8 protein-coding genes are annotated in these 12,275 nt (G+C 59.1%); 6 read left to right on the top strand and 2 right to left on the bottom strand.

The window, feature by feature from the left end:
- The first annotated feature begins 243 nt into the window (after positions 1-243).
- From IVA93_RS10050 to IVA93_RS10035, 4 genes are all read left to right on the top strand, one after another.
- Complete coding sequence (locus IVA93_RS10050) at positions 244-2,457, top strand: VCBS domain-containing protein (protein ID WP_247789758.1); 2,214 nt, start codon at positions 244-246, stop codon at positions 2,455-2,457.
- Positions 2,458-3,067: 610 nt separating this feature from the next.
- Positions 3,068-4,225, top strand: coding sequence for an FIST signal transduction protein (locus IVA93_RS10045; RefSeq protein ID WP_247299815.1), 1,158 nt, complete (start codon positions 3,068-3,070; stop codon positions 4,223-4,225).
- Between the two features lie 5 nt (positions 4,226-4,230).
- Positions 4,231-5,976: an ATP-binding protein gene (locus IVA93_RS10040; RefSeq protein WP_231190465.1), complete on the top strand. Its 1,746-nt coding sequence runs from the start codon at positions 4,231-4,233 to the stop codon at positions 5,974-5,976.
- A gap of 480 nt (positions 5,977-6,456) precedes the next feature.
- A complete protein-coding gene (locus IVA93_RS10035; protein WP_204512002.1) occupies positions 6,457-6,669 on the top strand; it encodes a hypothetical protein in 213 nt (70 codons plus the stop codon).
- Between the two features lie 1,436 nt (positions 6,670-8,105).
- Here IVA93_RS10035 and IVA93_RS10025 read toward each other — a convergent pair.
- The gene (locus IVA93_RS10025) at positions 8,106-8,330 is read right to left on the bottom strand and encodes a hypothetical protein (RefSeq protein WP_247789757.1); all 225 of its coding nucleotides are present in this window, start codon (positions 8,328-8,330) and stop codon (positions 8,106-8,108) included.
- Positions 8,331-9,356: 1,026 nt separating this feature from the next.
- Here IVA93_RS10025 and IVA93_RS10020 point away from each other — a divergent pair.
- Positions 9,357-9,755, top strand: a complete 399-nt coding sequence (locus tag IVA93_RS10020; protein WP_094183477.1) for a hypothetical protein — start codon at positions 9,357-9,359, stop codon at positions 9,753-9,755.
- A gap of 1,384 nt (positions 9,756-11,139) precedes the next feature.
- A complete protein-coding gene (locus IVA93_RS10010) occupies positions 11,140-11,355 on the top strand; it encodes a hypothetical protein (protein ID WP_247294782.1) in 216 nt (71 codons plus the stop codon).
- 269 nt (positions 11,356-11,624) lie between these two features.
- On the opposite strand, the gene IVA93_RS41135 is transcribed toward IVA93_RS10010, so the two are convergent.
- Positions 11,625-11,864, bottom strand: a complete 240-nt coding sequence (locus IVA93_RS41135) for a hypothetical protein (RefSeq protein ID WP_083926619.1) — start codon at positions 11,862-11,864, stop codon at positions 11,625-11,627.
- Between the last annotated feature and the right edge of the window lie 411 nt (positions 11,865-12,275).

Here is a 12,275-nt window from a genome sequence, read left to right as displayed (position 1 = left end):
GCCCGGCGCACCATACCGCATGTTGCGACCGCCACTCTTTAGTCGCAACGGACGATGGTCCCGACCGCTCAGCGCCAACAAAAGAGCGCATTTGCGCGCACTCAGTCAACATTTCGTGAAGGGGTCTCGGGATGACAAAGCGTAGTCTGATGCGCAAAACCGGACACCTCGGCGGGTGGACTCACACGCGATCCATGGGTCCGGCCGCTTCGGCGGAAGCGGGCAGCATGCGAGGCGTTCAAGATGTCGCTCGCACGTGTCTTCACCGGTGTTTGGCCGGCGCAGAACCAACGCAGTCCGTCGTCCGTCCGCGGCGGGCGCGCTGTAGAGTCGGCGGTTGTCGCGAGACTCGGATGGGCCGGAGCGCTGTCTTTCGTCCCGTTGATCCTGACGGCGCTGAAAGAAGCGTGGGCCGCCGATCCCGATCTCGCGTTGTTCGACGATGCCTCCATCACCTACAAGGGCTTCGAGCATGGCACCTTCGAACTCATCACGAAGGAGGCGGTGCCGCGCCACATCATCGTGGACGATCCCGGGCAGACGGTCATCCTCAGCAAGACCGGATCGTCCGTCAGCTTCGCGCAGGTCGCCAACAACGCTTCGCGGATGGAGGACCTGCAGAGCCGGCAGCAGGACGTGCTCGACAACTACTCGAAGGACCATGGGCCGTCCGGATCCGGCACGCCTCCGGGCGAAGCGGTCGATCAGACGCTGCAGCCGATCGATTTCCACGCGCCGGACGGGCCCAATCCACAACATGCCCTTCCCGGGCTGGTGGTGCCGGCCAGCTTCGTGCCGGATGGGCCGTTGATCCATTCGCCACCGACACTGACGCTCGGGTCGGGCCCCGTCGAGATCGACACAGTCGCGTTCGATGAGTTCTCGGCGAGCAGCGGCAGCTTCTCGGCCACGAGCTTCGGCTCCGGCACGACCCCGACCTTCGGCATCGCGGGCGGCGCGATCGGCGCTTTCACCGTCGCGGGCGCAAGCTACGACGTCGAGAAGGCCGGCTCCTTCGGAATCCTGTACTTGAACAGCGGGACCGGCGCCTACGCCTACGTACCGAACAACGACGCTATCAACGCGTTGAAGGCGCCGAACGCCGACAGCTTCACGATCACGGCGTCCGACGACTTTGCCTCGGCAAGCCAAACCTTCACGATCGACATCGCCGGCACCGACGACGCGGCAGCGATAAGCGGCGAGACCGGCGGATCCGTCGCCACGATCGCCATGACTGCCGCCGCAATCGCGGCGGCGGCCATGGCGCACCACGTCCCAACCGCGACCGGCAAACTCGCCGACACCGATGTCGACGATCCGGCCAACACGTTTACGGCGGTGAGTTCTCCGCATGCCAGCGACAAAGGCTATGGCAGCTTTACGATGACGTCCGACGGGCACTGGACCTATGCGCTGGATTCCGCCAGCGCCGCGGTGCTGGCGCTAACGGCGGGCCAGACCCTGACAGACACCTTCACCGTGACCACCATCGGCGGCACGCCGCAGGTCGTCACGATGACCATCCAAGGCGCCGACGATCCGGCCGTCATCTCCGGGGACACGCATGGTCGCGTGGTCGAAGCAGGCGGAGCCGACAATTCCGCGCAGGGCGTCCCAACCGCGTGCGGCCTTTTGACCGCCACCGACGTCGACGGCCCGTCGAACGCGTTCGATCCCGTCAAATGTCCGGAGCCGAGCGACCACGGTTACGGCAGCTTCACCATGACCGCGGATGGGCACTGGACCTTCGCGCTCGACAACGGCAACTGCGCGGTGCAGGCGCTGAACGCAGGTCAATCGCTGACTGACGATTTCACCGTGAGGGCCGCGGACGGTACGGCACAGACGGTGACGGTCACCATCGAGGGCGCCAACGACGCCGCGGTCGTCTGCGGCGATATTTGCGGACGCGTGACCGAGCCAAGCAATTCCTGCGAACCCCCGCCAAGCGCCAGCGGCACCTTGTCCGAGCGGGACGTCGACAATCCCGACGACACCTTCACGGCCACGACATGTCCGCAGGCGAGCGACCACGGCTACGGCAGTTTCACGATGACGACCTGCGGCACGTGGACATATGTCCTCAACCCCGACAATCCCGCGGTCCAGGCCTTGAGGTCTTGTGACGCGCTGACCGACACCTTCACCGTGACCACGATCGACGGCACGCCGCAGATCGTGACCGTGGTCATTCAGGGCGCCGACGACCAAGGCTTTGACAACCGGGCCGAGCCCGCGTTCCATTTCGAGGCGGGTGCGGAACAGCAGCATGCCAGCTCGACGCCCCCGGCGGTCACTTCCTCGGTACCCGTCGCCGCGCTCAATCCGGAGTACGATTCCGCCGCGGCCGCATGGCCCCATCCGGCCGATGAGGCGCCGGAGGGTTGGCGTTTCGACGGGGAGGCTGCTGGCAAGGGCGGACAGCTACCCTTCCAACACGATCTGATCCTCTGAGAGCCGCCGACGCCTTCGTCGCGTCCGGCTGATTGGCGTTTTCCGGGGCGCTCCCATGGCTGCGCCGATCACATTCATGGACCCGCACCGCCATCAGCTGCACGGCCATCAAGAAGCTGCACGGCCATCAAGAGCCATGAAGGGGCGCTACTTCATTTCCGCTCCGAGGCACGATAATAATGAGTCATTGTAACCTCCAAAATCATACTCGGAAAGGCGACAGGAGCAGCACTTGCAGGATTCGCGATGTCCGCTTCGGGTCAATCGCGTCGGTCGGCCGTTCGGTTGACCACTTCTCGTCGGCCCGACAGCAGACATTCGCATCAGGCCGCCGCTCCGAAAAAAGGTCCAGCCGACCACGGCTCGATCGCGGATAGCTGTCCGCTTTGGGTCGCCAGAAGGAAAGCGTCCCGACTAAAGCGTTACGACACCCCGAACCAACTTCGCTTTAAACCTTTGATTACCGACGGTGAGAATTGGCAGATTGCAGAGTAAAAGCCCCAAAAGGTTTACGTCACTTTGCCGCCTCGAGGCCCCTTGATATTTTCGAGCTACTTGGAACTTATCCTTTCGGAGGTTGTTTACTGCTGTTGTCTAAGTGGGGGAAACAATGAAAGCGTCGGTAGTCTCGACGGATTCGAGCGATAGCTCGACTGCAGGCGAATTTCTGGCCACCGAAATACGAAGATCCCTAAGCACACCGCCTGCTGCCTTGGTGTTATTTGCAGCTCCTCAGCATGACCACGGAGCGATACTTTCTGCCATAAAAAAGGAGCTGCCCGATACCATCGTTGTTGGAGCTTCATCTGCCGGCGAGTTTACGAATGTGAGCAGTGGTCAAGGCTTGGCGTGTGCACTGGGGTTGGTGGGCGACGATGTGGTCTTCTCACATAGTGTTGGACGTAACCTCGCGATGGATGCCACTGCGGCAGCCCAGGAGATAGTTTCGAGGTTTACACCAACACCGCCCGGACGATTTCCGTTTCGGGCTGCTCTCGTTCTAGCTGATGCTCTAGCTGGGCATGCTGATATTTTAGTAGATCAGTTGACGTTAGCTACAGCCGGTCAGTATCAGTTTTTTGGTGGAGGAGCGGGGGACAACGCTCAATTTCAAAAGACCACTGTATTTTGTGGAGAAGAAGTTTTGTCCGACGCCGCGGTGGCATTGGAGATTCTCTCCTCGAAGCCGATCGGCGTGGGTGTTAGTCACGGCTGGAAACCTGCGTCCCGAGCCTATCGCGTCACGGCGAGCGACGGCATGAAAGTGATAAGCCTTGATGGGTTTCCAGCGATCGAAGCATTCGTAGAACACGCGGAAGAGACTCATCAGAACTTGGATCGGAAAGAACCGTTACCATTCTTCCTGCACAATATTATTGGGGTTGATAGCGGAGCTGAACATCGCTTGCGTGTTCCTCTGGCTGTGGATGAGGAAGGCGCAGTTGTGTGCGCCGCTGAGGTCCCCGTTGGTTCAGTTGTAAGAATTATGAAGACTAGCACGGCATCCGCAGTTTCTGCCGCGAAGCAGGCTGCAAATGCTGCTTTGGATGCATTAGGCGGCCCCCCAGCGGCGGCCCTTTTCTTTGATTGCGTCGCTACTCGCCTCCGTATGGGAGACGAGTTCGGGTTGGAACTCTCAAGCCTGCAAGAACGATTTTCGGAAGTGCCGTTGACGGGGTGTAACACCCACGGTCAAATCGCCCGAGCGGAGGGGCAGTTCAGTGGCTTTCACAACTGCACTGCAGTCGTTTGCGTATTTCCCGAGTAGGTCACTTGAAGGATGACGGGGCTCATCTTTTAAGTGGTTTTGCCAACGCCAACGGGAGGCGAGAAGCTGCCGCGCGATTAGCCAAGTTTATGGGAGGCGATGCTTTCCTCATTTTCTTGAAGGATGAAGAAACGGGGAGTTTTACGCCAGCTCAGGGATTTGACCAGCGCCTGCCTGGCGGCCCGTCTTGGCGAGCGTTTTTGAAGCAAGCATCAAGCTGCTGTGAGTTCTTCGGAGAGGTAGCATTTCCCGACGCTAACACGCTCGTTCCCGCGGTCGCTCGTTCGACCCCTGCGGCAATCCTGGTATTTGTCGGCAGGAACTTGTCTATCCCTTGGAATGATATCGAATCGAGCCTTCCGCTTTTAATTGAACTACTAAAGACTGAAGCGCGGGTTCATATGGCCCTAGCGCGCGCAAGTTCTGCCACGGAGGCGGCTACTCACGCAACGCATCTTGCGAGAGCACTCGATGGTGCGCGTAAAGATGTGTCCGCTACGTCCTTAAAGCTACAGCAACTCAATGCGACGCTGGAACAGCGTGTAGCGGAAGAAATCGCGCGTCGAACGGAGGCCGAAGCAGCGCTGCGCCAAGCTCAAAAGCTTGAGGCCATCGGTCAGCTTACCGGCGGTGTTGCACACGACTTTAACAACCTGCTTACGGTGATCATGGGTGGTCTTGATACGATCGGACGGCAGATCGCAAGCATGTCCGATGCGCCACAGTTTGGGCGCATCATGCGAGCGCAGGCGATGGCCCATCATGCATCCCAGCGCGCGGCCACACTCACCGCCCGCTTGCTAGCTTTTTCACGTCGCCAACCGCTGGATCCAAAGTCCATTGATGTAGATCGCTTGCTCGGGGGAATGAGCGAACTGCTCAAGAGCACTTTAGGAGAGCAAATCAGGATCGAGATAGTTGGCAATGCCGGTTTGTGGAGCGCCTTTGCTGACGCATCGGAACTAGAACATGGCATCCTCAATCTGGCGGTTAACGCGCGGGATGCAATGCCCGGCGGCGGACGACTTACAATCGAGACCGGCAACACCTGGCTGGATGATGAGTATGTTGCCGCGCTCCCAGAACCCGTGCCTCCCGGCCAATACGTTTTGGTTGCTGTCACCGACACTGGAACCGGAATGGATAAGGCAACCCTGGATCGCGTGTTCGAGCCGTTCTTCACGACTAAGGAGGTCGGCAAAGGAACTGGGCTGGGGCTAAGTCAAGTTTACGGGTTCGTGCGACAGACGGGTGGCCACATTAGGATTTATAGCGAACCGGGGCATGGCACGACGGTCAAACTCTATCTTCCTCGGTCCAAGACTGAACCCGACAAGCAGGAAGATCGCAGTATTCCGACAGCAACAATGTTACGGGGGAATGAGGCCATCCTCGTTGTGGAAGATCATGACGATTTGCGCGCGTATTCATCCGGTGTGCTCCGCGATCTCGGATATCAAGTTTTCGAAGCAGCCGACGCGGCATCAGCGATTGCTTTCCTTGAATCATCTCGCACCATCGATCTTCTCTTCACCGACGTCGTGCTCCCGGATGGCCTTCACGGACGTAACATCGCAGATCGGGCTAGAAGGTTGCATCCAATGATCAAGGTGCTGTTCACGACGGGCTACACACGGAATGCGATAGTCCACAACGGTCGACTTGATGCGGGGGTCAACTTGTTGAGCAAGCCATTTACCTTTCGCGGTCTGGCGGAGAAAGTACGAAGAATTCTTGACGAACAAACATGACTGAAATCGGATCGAGGCTATTCATTTGCCGGCCTTCGGATGGGTGCCGTCCTTCTCCTCCCGAAGTTGATCGTTTTCCAGATGCCGGAATGCTCAAATCCTCTGCGGAATCGCGAGACATAAATATTCGCCATCATTCGTCCAATAATTTCGGGGTTGCATGCGCAACGACTTACGCGAGACGTATCTGTTTGAAGCCAGGCCAGTTCTGAAATGGCGCTTGCATTTTCAGTGCGAGTCTAATCCGCTGAACCGCAGCCTCCCCTTCACGGTTTCATCGGAAGCAGCCGTTATCGGCCGGCCGGGCAAGCCTTCCGGAATGGATAGGACACTGCCATCTGATTCCCCGCGCTGCCCATCAACGTCCTTCGCCACTGCGATCTCAAGTCGGTCGCAGAAAGTTGCGCGGGTGCGTCGGCTCTTCTTGACTTCGCAACCGTAGCCTACTCAACTGAGAGCAGTGATGTTGCGAGGTGCGTCATGGAGCAGGAATTCTACCAGGGTCTCGCGCAGCGGGTCCGCGCCATCGCCCCGAAGGCCGATCCGTTCACCCGCCGTCGGTTGCTGGATCTCGCCAAGCGATACGATGCGAAGGGCAAGCCGGCGTCCCGGTCCGGAGCAAGCGAGCGGCCGCTCCCGGGGCCGCGCACAACGCCACCGCCATCGATCTTCTCCGGACCGGGCGAGGCCTGAGGCACCGGCGCCAGCAGCCACCTCAAAGGCCGTTTGTGATGAGATCACTCTCACCCGCTCCACGAACTCGGCCGGGAATCAAGAGTGCCAGCAGTGCCCCTCGAAGAAATCGAAAATGAGAATTGAGAATATGCTGAAAGCAGCACTCTCCAGGAACGCCGGGGGAGAGGGTGCGATGCCGGAGGCACAGAGCGGAATCAGCCGGCGGATTCGCATTTGAAGCAGCGCCACGTCGAGGGCGCGTTGCAATTGCAACTTTCGGCTTCTTGCAACCCGGACAGGCGGGAATGGAGCGCGGCATCGGGTTCGAGACGCAGGAGCCGTGCAGAGAATTTAGCTGAAGGGATTCGACGCGCTGGCTAACTCAGGAGAACTTCGAATATGATCCTGCGGAGGCTTCCGTGGCAAGCCTTTCGGCCTGTTCGGCGAGTACGGGCCCGCTGATTGCGTATCCGGGATCAGTCTAAGCCCCACTGCGAGGACAAGGGCGCACCGGGCCGGACGGACACGCTGAAGATAAAGTTCAAGGACTTCGGGATCATCACCCGCAGCGGTCTGTCTCCGTGGTGGTCTCGAGCAGAGACGACCTCGAGCGCTGTCCATCGCACTGCTTCAAAACGCGATGCCGCTTCCCAGGCTGGTCCGGCTGTTGGACGTCTCACTCTCCTCGCTGCAAGGGGAGGGCTTGGCAGAGCCGCAGTTTGGCCTGCCGATCTGATAGTCGATGGAAGCCACTAACTTCCCTAGGCAGCCGCGCGGGTTCGATGCAGCGGGAGGGCCATCAGGTGTCCTGAGATCGACCTTCGCGCCGAGACTGCTCATGTCACATTCGACGTGAATAAAGGTGATGCAATCGCGGCTGCTCTAAGCTAATTTCAGTGCTACGGCGCCACGCAAGAGTGCCACACAAAAACAGATCGCCGGACCGAAAACATCAATAAAATCAATGAAAAGCAGGATTGTGATCATAGTTCAATCCTGTCTGGCAGCACCAGCTAATTCAAACACTTACCTCCATCGTGCTCTCCGCAAAATTCGCGCCGGAAGCACCCCGGAAGCACGGTGAGCGGATCTTCGCCGCTCACCGATGCCTCGTGCAGCAATCAGTGGAGCTGCAGGAGCTTCTACGACTGTTGCTCGGCACAGAAAGGCAGTCGCCCTTCTTGCGCCAACGTCGGTCCGGCAAATAGGCCGACGGCAGGAAAAGTTCTGGTCATCGCAATATTCCGTCGGACCTGGTTGAGCTGATTCCCGCTTCGATTGTATCGCATTCTCCTGAGAGATGGCGCCACAACCTTGGCCGGCTATCCCCTGAAAGAGCAAAATAGGATCGACGGGCGGAGTCGATACTTGGCATCTCGCGGCCCCGAGTCCGGAGTTCGAAATACCCCTACCCCTGACCCATCCGGCGATTTCGCTGAGGGGCGCCTGAAGCTCTATTCACGATGTTCGGCGCCGAGGACCGTATTGGTTGCAGGGTCGAATGGACAGCCTTGCGCGAACGTGCCGCCGCCGACCGCGCCGATCCGAATGATATTGCCGGCACGGTCAAAAGGCATCGGTAGACCATCGAGCAGATCGCAAGCGATCAGTACGACGACGGGCAACGAAATCCCGGCCGTTCGGACCGAGCAGCTCGTGCCGGCCGGCGGACGGCCCAACGACCGGACCGCGGCTCAAGCGCGACACCCTGACGCAGTGAGCCTGACGAATCAGTCAGCTATTTTACCTGTGGTAGTCTTTTACTTTTACTACTCGCGATCTTTTGCTCTGACGCCGTCCTGATAGTGCCTTTTTTGTGCTGGGGAGGACATTTATGCGAGGCTCTCGCGCAATCCTTTACGTCGAACAACTTAGCGAACTCACTTCTCAGCTCTCAGAATTGGAAGATCTTCGAGGTCTGGTCGACGAAGCAGAGCGTCACGCCCGCGGTGTGCCCCCATTTCGCTTCACACGCCCTACTTCGCGCCGCCTTCGAAGTCGCAAACCGAGCGCCCTCTCTGTCCCATTCCGCCGCCTCACGCCACCAAGCTGGAACGCAGGAGCTCTCAGCCCTCCTGACAACGACAACCAAATCGATCGGACCTTGCTTGAGCCATTCCCCGATGGATGATGGGCTTCCCCCTGAGCCGCTCCAAGCGCGACCTTGACGAACAGATCGATCCATGGTGACAGCCGCGCAAGAGGCGTCAAAGGTCCTTGCCGATCGCATCTTGGAATAATGCCCTTTCCACCCTGATTTGCCGGTCCATAAGATGGCTCGTGAGCATTGTGGCGGCGTTCTTGATCTGCCTCTTTATCTATGCCGGGTCCGTCTTCGTTGCGGCCTTGAGCCTAGTTTCGGCCGTGCGAAGCGGAGATGCCGCTGAGGTGATGGCCGTACGAATTTGCCGCGCATCCGGCATTCGATCGTCGACCAGCCACAATTTTTGGTCCGCGCTGCGCACGGGGAACGACCCCGGTCGTCCCGGGGCTGGCGCCGGACGCGCCGGGGCCGCCCGACGTGCCACCGAAGCAGCGCGCCGTTGCCATCTTGCTTCCGGCAATACCTAGCTGGTGTATCATTTGATAGAACGGGCGCTAAATCCCGCTTCCCTCTTTCGAATGAATCCTCGGAGATGCCAGAACGGCACCAATCCCTCCCGACGCAAAAATGAGATATCCTGCCCCGACTCAGGGAGCCTCCCATGGCTAAAAAATCAATAGTCGAACGAATTTCAGACACTGTAAAAGAGATCGTGGACACCGCCTCGACTGCAGCCGCGGATGCTATGAAGCCCGATCCAGAAGCGGTTGCCGGAGTGACCAACGAGCAAGTCTACATTCCTGAAGCGACCGATGCTGCCGCTGTTCCGCCGCCGATCATCACTCGGAAGAAGAAGCGCGTTCCTGCCCCTATGAGAGCTAACAGACGGGTCGCAGCTGCTCGTACAAAGAAGACCGTATCCGCGGCGAAGAAGTCTGCCAAGAAGCCGGCTAAAACGCCACCCAAGGAGGCTGCAAAGAAAGCCGCACCACAGAAGGCGACCAAGAATTCTGCGTCTAAGAAGACCGCGAAGAAGAGCAAGAGTAAATCGAAGCGCTAGCGCTCCTTCGCGGAGCAGTTCGTTGCGACCACCAGAAACGACTCATGCTTTACTTCTGCGGCGCTCGGGTCTTCCTCCCCGTGTTCGTCCTTCACAGCCCGGCCGTCCTGACAGTCGGGGTAGAACCTTGTGATCCCCCAATGCGATGCCTTTACAACGGCTGAAGCTTTCTAGCCGGTTACTTTCACGTCTCGAACTGGGACGGGCGAAACCACATTTCTTTCAGACTCCTCTCCTAAGCATTACGCAGGAGGCCGATGATGAAGCCATCAGAGATTTACAAAGAGAACGCAGACAACTGCGCAACGCTCGCTGAAGGGGAACCATCTAAGAATAGTCCGGCTTACAAGCGGTACCGGCGCATGGAAGAGGCGTGGCGAGCTTTAGCCGAGGAGCAGGAATGGCTAGATGGGGAAGTGCCCCCCGTCGGGTCAAACCGAGCCGACACAACGAAAAAGCGGCCCGGTTAGGGCGGCTACGTCGGAGCATTCAATAGGTTGCGAGGTACTTCCGCTTTGATGGTGGCATGTCCCCTCCTGCTAGACGCCACACGCCAACGGCCGAGCGCTCAAGATCACCTTCGGCGAGATGCGCGAGATGGGCCTACGCGGTGTCCTGGTCTGCTGCCACTCCGGCCACAACGTTGCACTCAGCGCCGCTCGCTGGTCGGACGATGTTCGCCTGTCTGATATCGAGGCGCGTTGTGTATGCGCCGGATGCGGCAACCGAGGGGCTCAGGTCAGACCGGATTTTAGCACCGGCAAGCCGCCGCAGTTTGCGAGATCGAGCGCTCGTTGGAGGAACGAACGCGCAGAGGAAAAATTGCAGGTTTTGTTAGCTCTCTTCTTCGAGCTGGCGGAGCGGCCCCGGCATCAACCCTCAAGCCCCCAAGCCGGGGTCGTCTCTCAGTGCGCCAGCTTCCGCTGCCAACATATCCCGGATAGCTTCCGACCGCCACCCTTTCATCTGCCAAATTGACATAGGCGACCGCTAAATCAAACTGGGCGCCAAGACGGTCCTGGAAAAAGCGGCCCCAGGCAGATGATTCCTGAGGCCGGAAGTTCTACGCGTCCGCTCCGAGACATCGCCCGGAGCTGGAGGCGAACGCACCCAGATTGCCGAATGTTCCCGATCCCCATGGACCTGAGAGCCGGGGCACTGATGCACGTTAAGCCTTCTGCCGATTGTGAAACTGATCATATTGCGAGCCAGAGATGCTGCGGTACGATCATCGCACCGGGGCTGGCTGCATATTTCACCTAGTCGTTTTTGACCCGGAATTTTTGACCGCGCGGGCCGCAGCAGCAGTCCCCCTGCTGCGGCCTTCGTGATCACGGCTCTTAGTACCAATGACTTCGCGTCCTGTGCCATTGGAGAAGGTATTATGCCCAAAGAGAAAAATTGCCTGATTGTTCGTGCTGCGGGAAGACAACTGGACCTGTTACGCGACGAAGCCTCCCGCATCGCAAAAGGCAGTAACGTCGATTGGTGGATCGATCAGGCAGAGGTCGGCACTCGCTTTTGCTTCGAGGATACAAAAGCAAAAGAGTCATTCGCTCTCGCTTGTGACAACTTCGGTATTCCCTGCCAAGACGGCTAGTCCGCAGTTGAGCTGTAAGCCAGCGGCAGGGCCGCACAACCATCATAGCAGTCCAGCCCTATCCGGCTCCCGTGCCTGGAGGTCCGCACCTGATCCGAAGCACGTGAACCGAGCCCGTCAGCGCCGGCGCCGACAGCGGGCCATGAAGCAACGCACTGGCCGAGATAAGGGCCAAGCTGTTCCCGTCTGAACTCGTTGTCACCCGCTCTGAGGCCATCGCACTGAGATCAGATTGCGCTGTGTAGAGCCCGCCTGAATGGGGCGCGAGATCAGAACCAGGTGCGGTTATTTTGGAAGCATGCCTGTTTGGTGCGGTCCCAGATGAAATCCCCGCCGCCGCAGGGTGGACGGGGGCGAGCGGTCGCCGGGCATTCGTTCCGAACCTTGGCTCCCGTGCCCCAGCCGTCGACGACACATGCGCCACCGGTTGTCCTATGACAGCCCTCGCCACAGCCACCCGCTGCGTGCGCCCCACTAGCAGCAGCCAGAACCGTGGTCGCGAGGAGCATTCCTTGTAAGATTTTTATCACGCCAGACTCCTTCGAAGCGAATGACCCGAGCGAGAAGGAACAGATCATAACTCCTGCCGTGCCTCTTAGCTACGATCAGCGCGGCGCGAAGTCCCCGGCTCCCCACGAACCGCTCGATGGATGCGCTCCCCGTTCGAAGCTGTTGATCCAGCATTTTTACAAACTACAACCAGGTCAGCACAGCTGCATTTTTCGAATCATCCACCTGTCTCCGGACTGGAGGGACGTTCTGTTCCCGAGGCGCGTGTGAGCCACTTTGCCTCGGTCCTGCTCTTGCTGGCCAACTTGATGCTAACGCTATGTTTCGGCTTGGCAGCGTGGCGCGTTTCCGACGAGGGGACGCTGGTAAACCCGTAGCATTGGCCTAGGCTGGATGCAAACCTCGGCCAA

This window comes from Bradyrhizobium sp. 155 (assembly GCF_023101105.1).
GTDB classification, from domain to species: domain Bacteria; phylum Pseudomonadota; class Alphaproteobacteria; order Rhizobiales; family Xanthobacteraceae; genus Bradyrhizobium; species Bradyrhizobium canariense_D.
The sequence above is the reverse complement of the archived record's forward strand: the minus strand, read 5'-3'. Positions and strand labels throughout refer to the sequence as shown.

Excerpts from the sequence above, each read along its gene's own strand:
- IVA93_RS10050 (WP_247789758.1), top strand. The coding sequence starts at position 244 with ATGTCGCTCGCACGTGTCTTCACCGGTGTTTGGCCGGCGCAGAACCAA.
- IVA93_RS10045 (WP_247299815.1), top strand. The coding sequence starts at position 3,068 with ATGAAAGCGTCGGTAGTCTCGACGGATTCGAGCGATAGCTCGACTGCA.
- IVA93_RS10035 (WP_204512002.1), top strand. The coding sequence starts at position 6,457 with ATGGAGCAGGAATTCTACCAGGGTCTCGCGCAGCGGGTCCGCGCCATC.
- IVA93_RS10020 (WP_094183477.1), top strand. The coding sequence starts at position 9,357 with ATGGCTAAAAAATCAATAGTCGAACGAATTTCAGACACTGTAAAAGAG.
- IVA93_RS10010 (WP_247294782.1), top strand. The coding sequence starts at position 11,140 with ATGCCCAAAGAGAAAAATTGCCTGATTGTTCGTGCTGCGGGAAGACAA.
- IVA93_RS41135 (WP_083926619.1), bottom strand. The coding sequence starts at position 11,864 with ATGCTCCTCGCGACCACGGTTCTGGCTGCTGCTAGTGGGGCGCACGCA.